Genomic DNA, 16,750 nt, shown 5'->3' with positions numbered 1-16,750 from the left:
CCGCCATCAAGGCCGCGCCGTGCATCTTGGCCCTCCCCCCTCGCGCCCGCTGGTTCTGCTGACTGCCCTGCTGGGCGGTCCGGCGGTGGCGGACGACCTGTTCGTCGACAGCCAGGCGCTGCCGCAGATCCTGACCGCCACCCGCCTCAGGCAGTCGCCGGCGGCGGTGCCCGGCAGCATGAGCGTGCTCGACAGTGAGCTGATCCGCGCCAGCGGCGCGCGCAACGTACCCGAACTGCTACGCCTGGTGCCCGGCATGATGGTCGGCTACGGCGCGGGCAACCAGCCGGCGGCCAACTACCACGGCAGCAGCGTCAACGATGCGCGGCGCATGCAGGTGCTGGTCGATGGCCGTTCGGTGTACCGCGCGGGGCTGGCGACGGTGGACTGGGGCGATATCCCGCTGGCACTGGAGGATATCGAGCGCATCGAGGTGTTCCGCGGGCCCAACACCGTCAGCTATGGCGCCAATGCACTGATGGCGGTGGTCAACATCCTCACCCGCAGCCCGGCCGACAGCCATGGCACGCGGCTCAAGGTGATCCGCGGCCAGCGCGGCATCGACGACTGGTACGCCAGCCAGGGCCTGGGCTGGGAAGGCGGCGACCTGCGCCTGTCGCTGTCGGGCCAGCAGGACGACGGCTTTGACCACAACGCGCAGGGCCAGCACTACCGCGATGGCCGCCGCCTGACCCGCCTGAGCCTGAGCGCCAGCCATGCGCTGAACGCCGAGCAGAGCCTGGACTGGCAGTTTTCCGCCAAGGAAGGCAGCGAGCAGCGCCCCTATGCCTATACCCCGGTGTTCCCCGGCGTTAGCGGCGCAGGGGCGAACGCCGACGTGAATGCCAAGGACTACGCCGCCTCGGTACGCTGGAACATCGACCTGGACCCGCGGCACAGCCTGTACCTGCAGGGTTCGGCGCTGCACTGGGATCGCCAGCAGGTGTGGAGCGCGTGCGATGCGGCCATCGCCTTCAGCCCGCAACTGGCGCAGCTGTGGCGGCTCAACCCGGGCTATACCGAACGCCTGGCCCGCAACATCGACGCGCCGATTCCTCCCGGCAGCGACCAGGAGCAGGCGCTGGCCCGCGAGGTCCGCCAGCAGTGGCACAACGGCGGTGCCAACCCGGTGTGCGGCGACATCGACCAGAGTACCCGCGAAAGCCGCCTGGACCTGGAGCTGCAGGACACCCTGAGCCTGAGCGACAGCCTGCGCCTGGTCAGCGGAATCGCCTACCGCTACGACCGGGCCGACTCGCAGACCTACTACGATGGCAGCCTCGACGACACCACCTGGCGCCTGTTCGGCCAGCTCGAGTGGCGCGCCGACGAACACTGGATCGTGCAGGGCGGCGCGATGTTCGAGGATACCCGGCTGGCGGGCAGCTCGCTGGCCCCGCGCCTGGCCGTGAACTACCTGATCACCCCGCGCCACGGCCTGCGTGCGGTGTACTCGGAGGCGGTACGCTCGCCGGACATGTTCGAGAACAACGTCAACTGGAGCTACCGCGTCGACAACCTGCGCCCGGCCGCCTTCGGCCAGCGCCACGCCGAGTACTTCGTCACCACCCGCGGCCCGGGCGACCTCGATCAGGAACGCATGCGCTCGCAGGAGCTGGGCTACAACGGCTTTTTCAGCGAAATCGGCCTGAGCCTGGACATCAAGCTGTTCCATGACCAGCTCACCGGCATGGTCAGCGAACCGCTGCGCAACAACCGGCCCATCGCCAGCAACGCCAACAAGGCGCGTTTCACCGGCAGCGAGGCGCAACTGGACTGGCAACTGCGCAGTGCCGACCGCCTGCGCCTGACCTACGCCTATGTGGATGCCTGGGCCAGCAACCCCGATGACCGCCACCTCAGCGCACGCAACAGCGGCTCGGCCGGCTGGCTGCGCGACTGGGGCCGAGGCTGGTCGAGCGCAGTGTTCTACTACGGCGACGACGCCCTCAACCAGTACCGCTTCGAGCGTATCGACCTGCGCGTGGCCAGGCGCATCCCCATCCGCAACGCCAGCCTGGAGCTGGCCGGGATGCTTCAGCAACGCCTGGATGACGAGCCCACCAGCAACTGGCAGAACCGCTACGACAGCCGGCAGGTGCTGTACCTGAGCGCGGAGCTGGAATTCTGATGCGCCTGCTGCACGCTTGCCTGGTGCTGATGCTGGCGTGGCCGCTGAGCGCACTGGCGGCCGCAGACATTCTGGTTACCGCCGCCCAGGGCAATGCAGGCGTGCGCGACTTCGTCACCGCCCTGCGCGCGCAGCGCCCCACCGATCACGTGCGCTTCACCGCCGTGTCAGAACTGCCTGCCGGGCACAGGCTCAAGCCGGGCACGCGCCTGATTCTGCTCGACCTGGCCGCACTGGACTGGCGCCTGAAACAGGCCGAAGGCCCGCCGACGCTGGCCTTGCGGGTCAGCCGGGTACAGGCCAGCCGGCACCTGGGCGACCGACGCCCGTCCTACCTGAGCCTGCTGTGGAGCGACCCGCCGCCCGCGCGTCAGTTGCGCCTGGCCCACTACCTGCTGCCCCAGGCCAGGCGCATTGGTGTGCTATATACCGAGAACAGCCGGTTCCTGCTCGACGAGCTGCGCCAGGCGGCCAAGGCGCTGCGCCTTGAGATCATCGCCCAGGCCTGGCCCGACCCGCGTGACAATCGGCCGCTGCAGGCCGTGCTCAAAAACAGCGATGTGCTACTGGGCCTGGACGACCCACTGCTGTACAACGCCACCACGGCCAAGCACCTGCTGCTGAGCAGCTATGCACGCCAGGTCCCGCTGATCGGTCCGAATGCCGGGTTCGTGCGCGCCGGCGGGCTGGCCAGTACCCTGAGCGACCAGCATGACTGGCTGGCGGTGCTCGACCGCCTGCTCGACCAGCCGCCGGCGGCCTGGCCGCGGACGTTGTACCCCGAGCGATTTCGCGTGGCCGGCAACCAGCAGGTGGCCCGAGCCCTGGGCATCGAGGCGATAGACCCGGTGGCCGCACAGCAGGCCGTGGCCGCAGGAGAGAAGCACCGATGAAAAAACTGACCTGGGACATCAGTACCCGCACCCAGATCATCAGCCTGGGGCCGGCCCTGCTGCTGACGTTGCTGCTGATCAGCTTCTTCACCTTCGTGCGCATCCAGGACTTGCGCCAGGAGCTCAACCATACCGGCCAGCTGATCGCCAACCAGCTGGCACCGGCCTCGGAATACGGGGTCATTTCGGGCAATGACGAAGTGCTCGAGAGCCTGATGCGCGCCACCCTGACCATCCCGCATGTGCGCTTTCTCGAAGTGCAGGACAGCGAAAACCACATCCTGGTGTATGTCGAGCAGGCCGACGAGCACGAGAACCGCCCCCAGCAGGTCGAGGTGTTCCAGGCGCCTATCCGCCTGCAGCGGATCTTTCTGGACAGCGATTTCCTGCACAACGGTGGCTCGGCCTCGACCCGCAAGGACGATTACCTGGGCCGGGTGATCGTGGGCATGTCCGATGACGCCTTCAACCAGCGCCAGCAGGAAATCGTGATCAAGGCCGCGATCCTGGCCCTGTTCGCCCTGCTGTTCACCTTCATCCTCGCACGGCGCCTGGCGCGCAGCCTGTCGCGTCCGATCAGCGACATGGGGCACGCGGTCAAGGCCATCCAGAAAGGCGACTTCAATGCGCCGCTGCCGGTGGTCGACGACAGCGAGCTGGGCCACCTGGCCCGCCACATCAACAACCTGGCCAGCGGCCTGGCACAGGCCAGCCACGAGCAGCAACAGGCCATCGCCCAGCTGATCCAGGCCCGCGAGGAAGCGGAACAGGCGAACAAGGCCAAGTCGGACTTCCTGGCGATGATGAGCCACGAGCTGCGCACCCCCATGAACGGGGTGCTGGGCATGCTGCAACTGCTGCAGACCACCGCGCTGAGCGAAGAACAGAGCGAGTACGCGGCCGTGGCCAGCGAGTCCACCGGCCATCTGCTCAAGGTGATCAACGACATCCTCGACTTCTCGCGGATCGAGCGCACGACGCTGGAGCTGGAGCACATCGAGTTCAACCTGGCCGAGCTGCTGGGCAGTTGCACACAGTCGTTCCAGCATGTCGCCCAGCAGCGCGGATTGCTGCTGCTGGCGCCACTGCCGCCGGGCATGGAACAGTTGCGCGTGGCCGGCGACCCGACCCGCATCCGCCAGGTGCTGGTGAACCTGATCGGCAACGCGCTGAAGTTCACCGAACACGGCAGCGTGCAGATCGAACCGCGCTGGCAGGTACTGGACCGACAACTGATCTGGTTCACCTGTGCGGTGCGCGATACCGGCATCGGTATCGACAGCGAGCGCCTGGAAACCATGTTCGTTGCCTTCCAGCAGGCCGACAGTTCTATTTCACGACGTTACGGCGGTACCGGCCTGGGGCTGTCTATCGCCCGCACCCTGACCGAGCGCATGGGCGGCACGCTGCGTGCCGAAAGCCGTGAAGGCAGGGGCTCGACCTTTACCCTGGAAATGCCGCTGGCGCTATGCATGCAGCAGAACCCCACGCTGCCTGCGCCCAGGGCCGACGACAGTGACCCTGGCCAGGGCCGACGCATCCTGCTGGTGGAGGACAACCCGGTGAACCAGGCCGTGACCCAGGCCATGCTGCGCAGCCTGGGGTTCGAGGTGTGCGTGGCCGCCGATGGCGCCCAGGCGGTGGCGCTGGCCAGCCGCCAGCGCTTTGCCGCCACGCTGATGGATTGCCGCCTGCCGGTCATCGACGGCTACGAGGCCACCCGGCGCATCCGCCAGATCCCCCATGCCGCAGCCATGCCGATCATCGCCCTGACTGCCAACGCGCTGCAGGGCGATCGCGAACGCTGCCTGGCCGCCGGCATGAACGACTACCTGACCAAGCCGTTCAAACGCATTGATCTGCAGCAGATTCTGCAACGCTGGCTGCCCGCACAGGCATCTGTGACTGGCGATAAATGCTAAAGTGCGGCAGTCTTACAGACTGAACCGGGCCCTTGCCGGGCTTGTCATAAAAATTTCAGTGCACAAGTGTACATCTTCGTCCCCTGTGCTGTGACTTTCACTACAACGCAATAGTCTATGTGTAGGCTGCCGCCCCAAGCCTGAGGCTTTTGGGTCGGTCGGGAAGATCTACCCCGTGCCGCACGGTGACTATTGAGGAGCTCGCATGACCAAACAAAACGCCTTTACCCGGGAAGACCTGCTGCGCTGCAGTCGCGGTGAGCTGTTCGGCCCAGGTAACGCGCAACTGCCCGCCCCTAACATGCTGATGGTGGATCGCATCACGCACATCAGCCAAGAGGGTGGCAAGTACGGCAAAGGTGAGTTGGTCGCCGAGCTGGATATCAGTCCAGACCTGTGGTTCTTCGCCTGCCATTTCGAAGGCGACCCGGTGATGCCAGGCTGCCTGGGCCTGGATGCCATGTGGCAGCTGGTCGGATTCTTCCTGGGCTGGCAAGGCCTGCCAGGCCGTGGCCGGGCCCTGGGTTCGGGCGAAGTGAAGTTCTTCGGTCAGGTACTGCCGACCGCCAAGAAAGTCACCTATAACATCCACATCAAGCGCGTCCTGAAAGGCAAGCTGAACATGGCCATCGCCGATGGCTCGGTCAGCGTCGACGGCCGCGAGATCTACACCGCCGAAGGCCTTCGGGTCGGTGTATTTACCTCCACTGAAAATTTCTAAGGGTTATTCGCATGCGCCGCGTCGTAATCACAGGTCTGGGCATCGTATCGTGCCTGGGCAATGACAAAGAGACCGTCTCCGAAAACCTGCGTAAAAGCCGTCCGGGCATCCGTTTCAACCCGGAATACAAGGAAATGGGGCTGCGCAGCCAGGTTTCCGGTTCCATCGACCTCAACCTCGAAGAGCTGATCGACCGCAAGGTCTATCGCTTCGTCGGTCACGCTGCCGCCTACGCCTACCTGGCGATGCAGGACGCGATCAAGGACTCGGGCCTGAGCGAAGAGCAGGTGTCCAACCCGCGCACCGGTCTGATCGCCGGTTCCGGCGGCGCCTCGACCCTGAACCAGATGGAAGCGCTGGACATCCTGCGCGAAAAAGGCGTCAAGCGCGTCGGCCCATACCGCGTTACCCGCACCATGAGCAGCACCGTGTCGGCGTGCCTGGCCACCCCGTTCAAGATCAAGGGCCTGAACTACTCCATCGCCTCGGCGTGCGCCACCAGCGCGCACTGCATCGGTACCGCGATGGAACAGATCCAGATGGGCAAGCAGGACGTGGTGTTCGCCGGTGGCGGTGAAGAAGAGCACTGGAGCCAGTCGTTCCTGTTCGACGCCATGGGCGCACTGTCCAGCAAGCGCAACGACACCCCGGAAAAAGCCTCGCGCGCCTACGATGCCGACCGTGACGGTTTCGTCATCGCCGGCGGTGGCGGCATGGTAGTGGTCGAGGAGCTGGAGCACGCTCTGGCCCGTGGCGCGAAGATCTACGCCGAAATCGTTGGCTACGGCGCGACCTCCGACGGTTACGACATGGTTGCCCCAAGTGGCGAAGGCGCGATCCGCTGCATGCAGCAGGCGCTGTCCACCGTCGATACCCCGATCGACTACCTGAACACCCACGGCACCTCGACCCCGGTCGGTGACGTTGCCGAAATGAAGGGTGTGCGTGAAGTGTTCGGCGACAAGGCCCCGGCCATCAGCTCCACCAAGAGCCTGTCGGGCCACTCGCTGGGCGCTGCCGGCGTTCACGAGGCGATCTACTGCATGCTGATGATGGAAGGCAACTTCATTGCCGGCTCCGCCAACATCGACGAGCTGGACCCGGAAGTGGCCGACCTGCCAGTTCTGCGCGAAACCCGCGAAAATGCCAAGATCGACACCGTGATGAGCAACAGCTTCGGTTTCGGCGGCACCAATGCCACCCTGGTGCTCAAGCGCTGGGCTGGCAAGTAAGCAAGGGCTCGCCCCTGCTGTAGAAACGCCCCGACTGGTTCGGGGCGTTTTTGTTTGCGGCTTTCGGGGCAATTGGCCGGCAAGGCCGGCTCCTGCAGGGCACGCGATGCCTGTAGGGGCCGGCCTTGCCGGCCAAAGGCGTTACACCGAAAACCTGCCCACCAGCGTATTGAGCTCGATGGCCAGCTGCGACAACGCCTGGCTCGCCGCGCTGGTCTGGTTGGCACCCGCCGAGCTCTGCAGCGCCAGGTCGCGGATGTTGGTCAGGTTGCGGTCCACCTCCCGCGCCACCTGTGCCTGCTGCTCGGACGCACTGGCGATCACCAGGTTGCGCTCGTTGATCAGGCTGATGGCCGTGGCAATCTCTTCCAGCGCCGTACCCGCCGCATGCGCGCCATCCAGGGTGCCCTGGGCACGCTGGTTGGTCTGCTGCATGCCCTCCACCGCCCGGTCGGTACCCTCCTGGATGCCACCGATCATCTGTTCGATTTCCCGTGTCGACTGCTGGGTACGATGGGCCAGTGCCCGTACCTCGTCGGCCACCACTGCAAAACCGCGCCCGGCATCCCCCGCCCGCGCCGCCTCGATGGCCGCGTTCAGGGCCAGCAGGTTGGTCTGCTCGGCGATCGAACCGATCACATCCAGCACCTTGGTGATGCCGTGCACCTGCTCGGCCAACTGCCCGACTTCCGCGGCATTGGCGGTAACGCCATCGGCCAGCGCCTCGATCGACGCCACCGTCAGGCGCACCTGCTCGCGCCCCTGACGGGCAATGCGATCGGACTCGGTCGAGGCCTGGGAGGTGGCCACCGCATTGCTCGCCACCTCTTCCACCGCGGCGGTCATCTGGTTCACGGCGGTGGCGGCCTGCTCGATTTCCTGGGTCTGCTGGTGCAGGCCGCGGGTAGCGTCCTCGGTCACTGCGCTGAGCTCTTCGGACGCCGAGGCCAGCTGGTTGGACGAATCGGAAATACGCCCGATGGTATCGCGCAGGCTCTGCTGCATCTGCTTGAGGGCCGCCTGCAAGCGCGCCGGCTCGTCACTGCCCTCCACGTTGATCTGCGGGGTCAGGTCGCCGGTGGCGACCACCTCGGCCACCTGCAGCGATTGCGCCAGCGGGCGCACGATACTGCGGGTCAGGGTCAGCGCCAGCACCACGGTGAGCACCAGTGCGGCCACCAGCAGGCCGACCACCCACACGCGGGCACGCTCGTACACCGTGCCGGCAAGCTCGGTGGCCATGTTGGCGTGATGGTTGTTGAGGGCGATCAGCTCGTTGAGGGTGGTGGTGAGCTGATCGGCCAGCTGGTTCATCTCACCGTTGACCAGCGCCACCGCCTCCGTTGTCTGGCCCTGCAGGGCCATCTGCACTACCCGTGCCTGATAGCTCAGGTACTGCTGCTCGAGCTTGAGGTAGCGGTCGAACAGCGCCTGCTCCTCGGGCAATGCAATCAGGGCCTGGTAGCGTTGCTGTTCCTTGCCCAGCTCGCCCTTGATCTGCTCGATGCGTGAATGGGTCTGCTGCTGCGCGGCGTTGTCGCTGTTGAGCAGCAGGCGCAGGGTCAGTGCCCGTATCCGGAACATGTCCTGGCTGATCTGCCCCACCGAGATCACACTGGGTAGCCAGTTGCTGTCGACCTGTTCGGACTGCTGGCGCATGCTGCTCATCTGCAGGAGCGAGAAGGCCCCCAATGCAAACACCAGCAACGCTACCAGACCAAACCCCAGACCTGCCCGCGGCGCAATGTTCAAACGTCTCAAGCTCATCTTCCGGTTCCCTCCAAAAGCGCTGCATCGGTCATGCAGCTGACGTGCTTATTAGAAGGTATCGGCCCTTGAGATTTTTGCGTAAGACGAAAAAGTGATATCAAAACGCCTTGTCATTGCGAGCGCAGGCGGCGCATGCCTCATTGCACGATGAAGCGCTGCTCGGCCAGCAGGCGGTCCCCCTGGAACACCATGAAGTGCCACTGGCCCGGTACCACTTCGTGGTGCTCGGTAAATTCATAGGCCATGACATCCTGCGCGGCCCCCGGTACCAACTTCTGCACCACCTCGAACTTGTCATGGCGCTGGCCGTCGGGGGTGATCACCCCGGGGGTCAGGTACAGCAGCGTCAGGGGCGTGTCTTCGGCCACCTTGCCTTCAAGGCGATAGCGCAGGCCGAACTTGCTGCCAAGACGGGCCGGCACTCGGTCGGTGTGCTCCAGGGTCTGGCTGGTCTGGGTCAATACCCGTTCACCGGGCTGGAAGTCCTGGTGGCGGGTCTGGAACACGCCGTACTCCACCGGCCCCTGCACCCGCACCTCTGCACCGGCCACCGCACTCACCAGCATCAGCGCGGCCATGGCGCCCAAACGACTCTTCGACATACTGCTCTCCATCAGGTTGATGGCGGCAGGCTATGGGGCTTGCATGACAGGCTGATGACATCAGCGTGACCTGGGCAGTACCGCGAGAAAGTTGTCCTTGGCCACCTTGTGCGCCACGGCCTCGGGCAAGGCATCCAGGAACCGGTCGAACCCGTGCAGTTGCTCGCCCAGGCTGCCGAAGCGGCCGACCACATCGGAACCGAGCATGAAACGCTCGGGGAAGCGCTCCACCAGCGCAACCCATTCGGGCCGTGGCACGCCCTTGTCGTCCAGCAGGTAGGGTTGGAGCACGCTCCACGACAGGTCGATGTACAGGTTCGAATAACGCTCGAGCATGCGCGTCAGGGTCGGCAGCAGAAAGTCCAGCTGGGTCTGGTGGCGGTGAATCTCCATGCTGGTGCCGGCGTGGGCCCAGATGAAACGGGTATCGGGGTGCTCGCGCAGGGGCTGCTCGATCTCTTCCAGGTACAGCGGGTTGCGTTCGCGCTTGGAGGTGATGTTGGAGTGGATCAGCACCGGCATGTCGTGCCTGGCCGCCAGCTGATAGATGAGGCCCAGCGCCTCGTTGTTGGCCCGTGGCGTGTCGCCGCTGGTCAACGCCGTCAGGTCGTCGTGGCGGGTGAAGACTTCGCCGATGCCCTGCCACAGGCCGGGAAACAGCTCGAGCATGCGCTCGATATGGGTGGCCGCGTTCTTGTCCACCGGGTTGAAGCCGGTCAGAAACGGGTGAAAGCGCTGGCGCTGCTGCTCGGGCAACTGTTGCAGCGCCGCTGCCACATAGATGTCGGTGGCGCTGTACCAGTAGGCTGCGGCATCATCGCCGGCGTAGTAGCGCGGGCGCTTGGGCTCGTCTTCATGCCATTTCTTGGCCACCGCCACACCCGAGATCATCGACTGATCGATACGCGCCGCATCCATGGCCTTGAGCAACTCGTCCATGCCGGCGCTTTCCTGAAAGAAATCGACATAATGCAGGTGCGCGTCGCTGTAGCGGTACTCCCGCGCCTGGGCCATGCCCGACAGCGTCACCGACAGCAACAGGCACCCCAGCGTCCTGGCCCACATCGCAATCCCCTTGTGCAATTGACCCAGGGTAGACCTGCCGCCGGGCGCAACGGTTCAGCCCGGGCACCGGGCAGGTTATGCTTCCAATTATTTCCATCGCCCTGGTGCCCCTGATGAACCCTCCCCTGGTAATCCGCCCGCGCGCCGAATCCGTCGAAGGCCAACCCATCCTGCGCCCGCTGCCTTCGGCACGGCGGCGCAGCGTCGGGCCGTTCGTGTTCTTCGATCACATGCTGGCGACCGACTACCCGCCCGGGCGTGGCATGGACATTCGCCAGCACCCGCACATCGGCCTGTCCACCCTCACCTACCTGTTCGAAGGCCAGTTGCAGCACAAGGACAGCCTGGGCTCGGATCAGCGCGTGAGTGCCGGCGAGGTGAGCTGGATGACCGCCGGCAGCGCCGTGGCGCATATCGAGCGCACCCCGCCGGAGCTGCTGGGTCAGCCCAAGCGCCTGCACGGGCTGCAGGTGTGGCTGGCCTCGCCAAAGGATCACGAACAGGGGCCGGGACACTACAGCCATCACCCGGCGGCCAGCTTGCCGAGCAGCGATGCGCTGGGGGTGAGTATCCGCATGATCGCGGGCACGGGGTTTTGCCTGACCTCGCCAGTGCCGGTGTTGTCAGCGACCCTGTATGCCGAGGTGCGCATGCAAGCGGCGAGCACGCTGCTGATTCCCGCCGAACACGCTGAACGGGCGGTTTATGTACTCGACGGTGAGGCGAGCCTTGATGATCAGCCACTGGAGCCATGCAGCCTGGTGGTGCTGCCCGAAGGCGAAGCGATGAGCCTGTACGCCGACAGCGAATGCCACCTGGTGATCATTGGCGGCGACGCACTGGACGGGCCGCGGCGGATGAACTGGAACTTCGTCGCCAGTGACCCGGCGCTGATCGAGCAGGCACGGGCACGCTGGGCGGCCGGGGATTGGCCGGTGGTACCGGGCGAGATCGGGCGAATCGAGTTGCCTTGAGATTCGCCGGCAAGGCCGGCTCCTACAGAGGCAGGAGCGGGCTTGCCAGCGAAGAGGCCATCAGGCCTGGAACACTTCCCGCAGCAGGGTGTGCATCGCCTGGAACGCGCGCTTGGACGTCCTGGCGTCGTACTTCATCTTGCCTGGCACGTTCGCTGCGGGGTCGGTGAACGAATGCACCGCGCCTCCGTAGCTCACCAGTTGCCAGTCAGCCTTGGCCGCATCCATCTCGGCCTCGAAGGCAGGCAGTTGCTCGCGCGGCACGAGCGGGTCGGCTGCACCGTGCAACACCAGCAACGCTGCCGACACCTTGCCCTCCTGGGCCGGCAGCGGCGTGTCCAGCGTACCGTGGAACGACACCGCAGCGCGCAGACGCTGGTCTTCACGGGCCAGCTCCAGTGCGCAGCAACCGCCGAAGCAGAAGCCGAAGGTGGCCAGCTTGCCCGGCGCAAGCACTGCCTTCGATTGCCCCAGCAACTGATCCAGCGCCGCCTTCATGCGTTTGCGCAGCTCGACCCGATCATTTTTCAGCGGCATCATCGCCGCCCCCGCTTCATCCATGTTGGATGGGCGCAGCGTCTGCCCATACAGGTCAGCCAGCAGCACCACATAGCCCTGGGCCGCCACCTCCCTGGCAATGCGCTCAGCGCCCTCGCCGATGCCCATCCAGTTCGGCGCCATCACCAGGCCCGGCTGTTCCTTGGCGCCGTGGGTATACACCAGGCGGCTTTCGTACACCTTGCCGTCAAGCTTGTACACCAGCGACTCGATCGTCACATTGCTCATGAACCCCTCCTTGCACAATGAAAAAAGCCCGCCGAAGCGGGCTTTCCTGCAACTGCTTACGCCGACAGTTCGACCAGCAGCTTGTTCAGTCGACGCACATACGCCGCCGGATCCTTGAGGCTGTCGCCCGCCGCCAGGGCGGCCTGATCGAAGAGGATATGCGAGAAGTCGGCGAAACGGTCTTCGCTCTGCTCGTTGTCCAGCTTCTCGATCAGCGGGTGACCCGGGTTGAATTCGAAGATCGGCTTGGAGTCCGGCACCTTCTGCCCGCTGGCTTCGAGGATCTGGCGCATCTGCAGGCCCATGTCCTGTTCACCGATGGCCAGGATCGCCGGCGAATCGGTCAGGCGGTGCGACACGCGCACTTCGCTGACGGTATCGCCCAGCGCGGCTTTCAGACGCTCGACCAGGCCTTCCTTGTCCTTGGCCACTTCTTCCTGAGCCTTCTTGTCCTCCTCGGAGTCCAGCTTGCCCAGGTCCAGGTCGCCACGGGCCACGTCGACGAAGCCCTTGCCGTCGAACTCGCTCAGGTAGCTCATCAGCCACTCGTCGATGCGGTCGGTCAGCAGCAGCACTTCGATGCCTTTCTTGCGGAAGACTTCCAGGTGCGGGCTGTTGCGTACCTGCGCGTAGGACTCGCCGGTGAGGAAATAGATCTTGTCCTGACCTTCCTTGGCACGTGCCAGGTAGTCGGCCAGGGACACGCTCTGCTCGCCGCTGTCGTCGTGGGTGGAGGCAAAGCGCAGCAGGCCGGCGATCTTCTCCTTGTTCGCGAAGTCTTCCGCCGGGCCTTCCTTGAGCACCTGGCCGAAGTTCTTCCAGAAGCCCTTGTACTGCTCAGGCTCGTTCTTGGCCAGCTTCTCGAGCATGTCCAGCACGCGCTTGGTCAGCGCCGACTTCATCGAATCGATGATCGGGTCTTTCTGCAGAATCTCGCGCGACACGTTCAGCGACAGGTCGTTGGAGTCGACCACACCCTTGATGAAGCGCAGGTACAAGGGCAGGAACGATTCGGCCTGGTCCATCACGAACACGCGCTGCACGTACAGCTTCAGGCCGCGTGGCGCTTCACGCTGGTACAGGTCGAACGGCGCACGGGCCGGCACGTACAGCAGCGAGGTGTACTCCAGCTTGCCTTCGACCTTGTTGTGGCTCCAGGCCAGCGGGTTTTCGAAATCGTGGCCGATGTGCTTGTAGAACTCCTGGTATTCCTCGTCCTTGATCTCGGTACGCGGACGGGTCCACAGCGCGCTGGCACGGTTGACGGTTTCCCACTCCACGGCCGGCTGCTCTTCGCCTTCGGCGGCAGTCGCTTCCTTGGGCAGTTCGATCGGCAGGGCGATATGGTCGGAGTACTTCTTGATGATGTTGCGCAGGCGCCAGCCATCGGCGAATTCGTCTTCACCTTTTTTCAGGTGCAGCACGATGCGCGTACCGCGCTCGGCCTTGTCCACGGTGGCGACTTCGAACTCGCCCTCGCCCTTGGACGACCAGTGCACGCCCTCGCTCGCCGGAGTACCGGCGCGGCGGCTGTAGACATCGACCTGGTCGGCGACGATGAACGCCGAGTAGAAGCCCACACCGAACTGGCCGATCAGGTGCGAGTCTTTCTTCTGGTCACCGGTGAGGTTCTTCATGAAGTCGGCAGTGCCGGACTTGGCGATGGTGCCCAGGTGGGTGATCACGTCATCGCGGTTCATGCCGATGCCGTTGTCTTCCAGGGTGACGGTGTTGGCCGCCTTGTCGAAGCTCACGCGAATCTTCAGGTCGCTGCCGCCCTCGAGCAGCTCGGGCTTGGCCAGGGCTTCGAAGCGCAGTTTGTCGACGGCGTCGGAGGCGTTGGAAATCAATTCGCGAAGGAAGATTTCCTTGTTCGAGTACAGCGAATGGATCATGAGGTGCAGCAGCTGCTTCACCTCGGTCTGGAAGCCCAGGGTTTCTTTTTGAGTTTCCACACTCATGGTCTTCAACACTCCGATCTGATGGCAGTAGTCACTCGGGCCGACGGCCCCCGCGGGGCAGCGTCCGGCCTTTCGTGGCGGGATGAACAGCAGATGGGGGCTGGCATATCTATTTCAAGGGCACGGGCAGTTCTTTGATCTTGAAATGCGCACGGGCCGTGGCGATGGGCTGGTCCGGGTCGCCCTGCCAGGCGGTGATCGCGACGTTGGTCACCCGCCGCCCCTGGCGCCACAGCTGGCACCGCGCATAGGTATCGCGGTACAGGCCGGCGCGCAGGTAATCGATGGAAAAGTCGATGATCCTGGGAATGCTCGCGCTTTCGCTGAAAATCAGCAGGTACAGCGCCGCCGACAGTTCCATGAACCCGGCGATCACCCCCCCATGGATCGCCGGCAGCAACGGGTTGCCGATATTGTCGGCACTGGCCGGCAGGCAGAACAGCAGGTCGTCGCCGTCACGGCTGCACTGGATGCCGATCAGGCTGGCGTAGGGGATCAGTTGCAGCAATGGCGCGTAGTTGCCCTGGGCATGCGCCTGGCGCAGCTGTGCATGCACGTCCGCGGGAATCATTGCGCCACCGCCTTGAGCTGCCGGCCAAAGCCCAGGCCGCCCTTGATGTCCTTGCCCAGGCGCATGTAGGTGCCCACCACCTGGGCAATCGGCTGGTCGGGGTCGTCCTGGTAGGCGCAGCCGCGGATGAAGATCACGTCGCGGGTGACCCGGTAGCACTGCGCCTGGCCATACACCGCCTTGTCGGCCTGCCCCGGGTGCATGTAGTCGATGCGCAGGTCCAGGGTCGGGCACACCTCGAACTCGGCCAGGGCGCACAGGGTGGCCATGCCCAGCGCAGTGTCCATCAGCGTGGTGATTGCACCGCCATGGATCGCGCCGCTCTGCGGGTTACCCACGATCTGCGGCGAGTACGGCAGGCACAGCGTGATGCCGTCGGCATCGGCGCGCTCTACGCGCATCTTCAACAACTGGCAATGGCGCAGCGCCGAAAGAAAACGTTCGGCCTGGGCCATCAACGGTGACGGTTCATTCACGGTCAGCTCCTTGTGCAATAACTCAGGTGCTGCATAAGCCTGAGGGAAAGTCTATATGGATCCGGCACTTATATATGTGCAAACGACGCGGAACTTATGTCGCTTACTTGAACTCAGATAATTCAAGCAACTCTATTCCACAAGGAGAAACACCCCATGCGTAAACCCATTGCCTTTGCCGTTATGCTGGCCGCCGCCCTGGGCCTCGCTGCTTGCGATAAAGCCAGCGAAAACAAAGCCCAGGACGCTCAAGAACATGCCGAGCAAGCCCAGAAGAAAATGGACGACGCTCAGGATAAGATGAACGACGCCGCCAAAGAAAACGCCGAAGCCGCCAAAGACAGTGCTGAAGCCGAACAAAAGCGTGCAGAAGAAAACAACCAGGCCGCTCCTGTGACGCCAGCACCAGAAGCCGCCCCGGCAGAACCTGCCAAGTAAGCAACTGCGCTTTAATGAAAAAACCCGACTCAGGTCGGGTTTTTTCATGTCAGGCCAGAAGTTGGCGAAAGGTCGGGCTGAGCATCAGCAACAATGAACAGATCAGCCCGATCGACCAGACCAGGCTGCGCTGCCACGCAAAGTCATACCAATACAGCGGCAGGTAGATGATCCGCGCGATCACGAAGATGATCGCCAGGGTATCGATCAGAAAACCCTGGGTCTGGGTGGTGTGCGCCATCAATACACCTACGGCGAACAACATGAATGCTTCGAAACTGTTCTGGTGCGCCGCCACCGCCCGGGCGCCCATGCCGGTCAGTTGCGCCTGCTGGCTGCGCGGCAGGTGGTTGTCGTAGCTGCCCTGTTGCTTCATCGCACGCGCCACCGGCACCCGCGCCACATAGATCAGCAGTGCGCTGATCAACACACACCAGAACGGAATACTCATGCGACCGGTTCCTTGTTCGGCTCAGGCAATGGCGCCTCTGTAGGGGTATAGACCATCACGTCGAGCACGTCGGAATGAAACTCGCGGCGGTACAGCACCAGTACTACCCCGGTGCTCATCAGCACCAGCAGCCAGGGGCTGATGAACCAGCTGAGCAAGGCCATGCCGAAATAGTACGAGCGCAGCCCGAAGTTGAACTGGTTGGCCGCCAGCGAGATCACCCGCGCCCCGCGCAGAGCGAAGGCTTTGCGCTCCTGCTCGCTGACCTGACGCTCGCCGATCATCGGTGCCGAGCCCACCAGCACGGCGGCGAAGTTGTACTGGCGCATGCACCAGCTGAAGGTGAAGAAGGCGTACACGAACACCATCGCCAGGCATAACAGTTTGATTTCGGACATGCCCTGGGATGTCTGCTGTACCAGAGGCAGGTCGGCCAGCAGCGACCAGGCGCGGTCCGAGGCGCCCAGCACGGTGAGGATACCGGCCAGGATGATCAGGGTGCTGGAGGCGAAGAACGATGCGTTGCGCTCCAGGTTGCCGATCACGCTGGCGTCGGCGATGCGGTTGTCGCGCAGCAGCATGCGGCGCATCCAGTCCTCGCGGTACAGGTGCATGACGCTGGCCAGGCAGGCGGTATCACGGGCCTTCCAGCTGGCGTAGCGGGTGTAGCCGCCCCAGCAGGCAACGAACCAGCAGGCGGCAAACAGGTTGATCAGGTTGTTCTGGATGAAGCTCATGGCGCTCCCGAAGAAATGGC

At 64.3% G+C, this 16,750-nt stretch carries 16 protein-coding genes; 7 read left to right on the top strand and 9 right to left on the bottom strand.

Going from position 1 to position 16,750, the window contains the following annotated elements; all coding sequences use genetic code 11:
* Positions 1-19 precede the first annotated feature (19 nt).
* The 5 genes from DN387_RS16680 (at position 20) to fabB (ending at position 6,899) form a co-directional block, all read left to right on the top strand.
* Positions 20-2,131 (top strand): TonB-dependent siderophore receptor, encoded by a 2,112-nt coding sequence (locus DN387_RS16680; protein ID WP_054915679.1) that lies wholly within the window; start codon positions 20-22, stop codon positions 2,129-2,131.
* Positions 2,131-3,024, top strand: a complete 894-nt coding sequence (locus DN387_RS16675; protein ID WP_043863118.1) for an ABC transporter substrate-binding protein — start codon at positions 2,131-2,133, stop codon at positions 3,022-3,024. Before DN387_RS16680 ends, DN387_RS16675 begins: the two co-directional genes overlap by 1 nt.
* Positions 3,021-4,946 (top strand): ATP-binding protein, encoded by a 1,926-nt coding sequence (locus DN387_RS16670; RefSeq protein ID WP_054915678.1) that lies wholly within the window; start codon positions 3,021-3,023, stop codon positions 4,944-4,946. Before DN387_RS16675 ends, DN387_RS16670 begins: the two co-directional genes overlap by 4 nt.
* Before the next feature lie 205 nt (positions 4,947-5,151).
* A complete protein-coding gene (gene fabA, locus DN387_RS16665) occupies positions 5,152-5,667 on the top strand; it encodes a 3-hydroxyacyl-[acyl-carrier-protein] dehydratase FabA (RefSeq protein WP_043863120.1) in 516 nt (171 codons plus the stop codon).
* Positions 5,668-5,678: 11 nt separating this feature from the next.
* Entirely contained in the window at positions 5,679-6,899 is a 1,221-nt protein-coding gene (gene fabB, locus DN387_RS16660) for a beta-ketoacyl-ACP synthase I (RefSeq protein WP_054915677.1), read from the top strand.
* A gap of 141 nt (positions 6,900-7,040) precedes the next feature.
* Here fabB and DN387_RS16655 read toward each other — a convergent pair whose 3' ends face one another.
* The 3 genes from DN387_RS16655 to DN387_RS16645 all read right to left on the bottom strand — a co-directional run bounded on the left by DN387_RS16655 (position 7,041) and on the right by DN387_RS16645 (position 10,336).
* Positions 7,041-8,666 carry a methyl-accepting chemotaxis protein gene (locus tag DN387_RS16655; protein WP_054915676.1) on the bottom strand — a complete coding sequence of 542 codons (1,626 nt, stop codon included), beginning with the start codon at positions 8,664-8,666 and terminating at the stop codon, positions 7,041-7,043.
* A gap of 140 nt (positions 8,667-8,806) precedes the next feature.
* Entirely contained in the window at positions 8,807-9,271 is a 465-nt protein-coding gene (locus DN387_RS16650; RefSeq protein ID WP_043863123.1) for a DUF3859 domain-containing protein, read from the bottom strand.
* 60 nt (positions 9,272-9,331) lie between these two features.
* The gene (locus DN387_RS16645) at positions 9,332-10,336 is read right to left on the bottom strand and encodes an amidohydrolase family protein (protein WP_054915675.1); all 1,005 of its coding nucleotides are present in this window, start codon (positions 10,334-10,336) and stop codon (positions 9,332-9,334) included.
* A 113-nt stretch (positions 10,337-10,449) separates the two neighbouring features.
* On the opposite strand from DN387_RS16645, the gene DN387_RS16640 reads away from it, so the two are divergent.
* Positions 10,450-11,310 carry a pirin family protein gene (locus tag DN387_RS16640; RefSeq protein ID WP_054915674.1) on the top strand — a complete coding sequence of 287 codons (861 nt, stop codon included), beginning with the start codon at positions 10,450-10,452 and terminating at the stop codon, positions 11,308-11,310.
* Between the two features lie 60 nt (positions 11,311-11,370).
* On the opposite strand, the gene DN387_RS16635 is transcribed toward DN387_RS16640, so the two are convergent.
* From DN387_RS16635 to DN387_RS16620, 4 genes are all read right to left on the bottom strand, one after another.
* Positions 11,371-12,096, bottom strand: coding sequence for a dienelactone hydrolase family protein (locus DN387_RS16635; RefSeq protein ID WP_043863126.1), 726 nt, complete (start codon positions 12,094-12,096; stop codon positions 11,371-11,373).
* Positions 12,097-12,152: 56 nt separating this feature from the next.
* Positions 12,153-14,057, bottom strand: coding sequence for a molecular chaperone HtpG (htpG, locus tag DN387_RS16630; RefSeq protein WP_054915672.1), 1,905 nt, complete (start codon positions 14,055-14,057; stop codon positions 12,153-12,155).
* Between the two features lie 109 nt (positions 14,058-14,166).
* Positions 14,167-14,628 carry a PaaI family thioesterase gene (locus tag DN387_RS16625; RefSeq protein ID WP_043863128.1) on the bottom strand — a complete coding sequence of 154 codons (462 nt, stop codon included), beginning with the start codon at positions 14,626-14,628 and terminating at the stop codon, positions 14,167-14,169.
* Positions 14,625-15,083, bottom strand: coding sequence for a PaaI family thioesterase (locus tag DN387_RS16620; protein ID WP_043863129.1), 459 nt, complete (start codon positions 15,081-15,083; stop codon positions 14,625-14,627). Before DN387_RS16620 ends, DN387_RS16625 begins: the two co-directional genes overlap by 4 nt.
* A gap of 177 nt (positions 15,084-15,260) precedes the next feature.
* On the opposite strand from DN387_RS16620, the gene DN387_RS16615 reads away from it, so the two are divergent.
* A complete protein-coding gene (locus DN387_RS16615) occupies positions 15,261-15,542 on the top strand; it encodes a hypothetical protein (RefSeq protein ID WP_043863130.1) in 282 nt (93 codons plus the stop codon).
* 49 nt (positions 15,543-15,591) lie between these two features.
* Here the strand turns inward: DN387_RS16615 and DN387_RS16610 are convergent, their stop codons facing one another.
* Together DN387_RS16610 and DN387_RS16605 are read right to left on the bottom strand one after the other, a co-directional pair.
* Entirely contained in the window at positions 15,592-15,993 is a 402-nt protein-coding gene (locus DN387_RS16610) for an MAPEG family protein (protein WP_054915670.1), read from the bottom strand.
* A complete protein-coding gene (locus tag DN387_RS16605) occupies positions 15,990-16,730 on the bottom strand; it encodes a DUF599 domain-containing protein (protein ID WP_054915669.1) in 741 nt (246 codons plus the stop codon). The genes DN387_RS16610 and DN387_RS16605 overlap by 4 nt, the downstream gene beginning before the upstream one ends.
* Positions 16,731-16,750 lie beyond the last annotated feature (20 nt).

It is taken from the genome of Pseudomonas sp. FBF18, assembly GCF_024261405.1.
In the GTDB taxonomy this organism is placed as follows: domain Bacteria; phylum Pseudomonadota; class Gammaproteobacteria; order Pseudomonadales; family Pseudomonadaceae; genus Aquipseudomonas; species Aquipseudomonas palmensis.
The sequence above is the reverse complement of the archived record's forward strand: the minus strand, read 5'-3'. Positions and strand labels throughout refer to the sequence as shown.

Bases quoted from the DNA above. Each gene is read 5' to 3' on its own strand.
- DN387_RS16675 (WP_043863118.1), top strand. From the start codon at position 2,131: ATGCGCCTGCTGCACGCTTGCCTGGTGCTGATGCTGGCGTGGCCGCTG.
- DN387_RS16670 (WP_054915678.1), top strand. From the start codon at position 3,021: ATGAAAAAACTGACCTGGGACATCAGTACCCGCACCCAGATCATCAGC.
- fabA (WP_043863120.1), top strand. From the start codon at position 5,152: ATGACCAAACAAAACGCCTTTACCCGGGAAGACCTGCTGCGCTGCAGT.
- fabB (WP_054915677.1), top strand. From the start codon at position 5,679: ATGCGCCGCGTCGTAATCACAGGTCTGGGCATCGTATCGTGCCTGGGC.
- DN387_RS16655 (WP_054915676.1), bottom strand. From the start codon at position 8,666: ATGAGCTTGAGACGTTTGAACATTGCGCCGCGGGCAGGTCTGGGGTTT.
- DN387_RS16650 (WP_043863123.1), bottom strand. From the start codon at position 9,271: ATGTCGAAGAGTCGTTTGGGCGCCATGGCCGCGCTGATGCTGGTGAGT.
- DN387_RS16645 (WP_054915675.1), bottom strand. From the start codon at position 10,336: ATGTGGGCCAGGACGCTGGGGTGCCTGTTGCTGTCGGTGACGCTGTCG.
- DN387_RS16640 (WP_054915674.1), top strand. From the start codon at position 10,450: ATGAACCCTCCCCTGGTAATCCGCCCGCGCGCCGAATCCGTCGAAGGC.
- DN387_RS16635 (WP_043863126.1), bottom strand. From the start codon at position 12,096: ATGAGCAATGTGACGATCGAGTCGCTGGTGTACAAGCTTGACGGCAAG.
- htpG (WP_054915672.1), bottom strand. From the start codon at position 14,057: ATGAGTGTGGAAACTCAAAAAGAAACCCTGGGCTTCCAGACCGAGGTG.
- DN387_RS16625 (WP_043863128.1), bottom strand. From the start codon at position 14,628: ATGATTCCCGCGGACGTGCATGCACAGCTGCGCCAGGCGCATGCCCAG.
- DN387_RS16620 (WP_043863129.1), bottom strand. From the start codon at position 15,083: ATGGCCCAGGCCGAACGTTTTCTTTCGGCGCTGCGCCATTGCCAGTTG.
- DN387_RS16615 (WP_043863130.1), top strand. From the start codon at position 15,261: ATGCGTAAACCCATTGCCTTTGCCGTTATGCTGGCCGCCGCCCTGGGC.
- DN387_RS16610 (WP_054915670.1), bottom strand. From the start codon at position 15,993: ATGAGTATTCCGTTCTGGTGTGTGTTGATCAGCGCACTGCTGATCTAT.
- DN387_RS16605 (WP_054915669.1), bottom strand. From the start codon at position 16,730: ATGAGCTTCATCCAGAACAACCTGATCAACCTGTTTGCCGCCTGCTGG.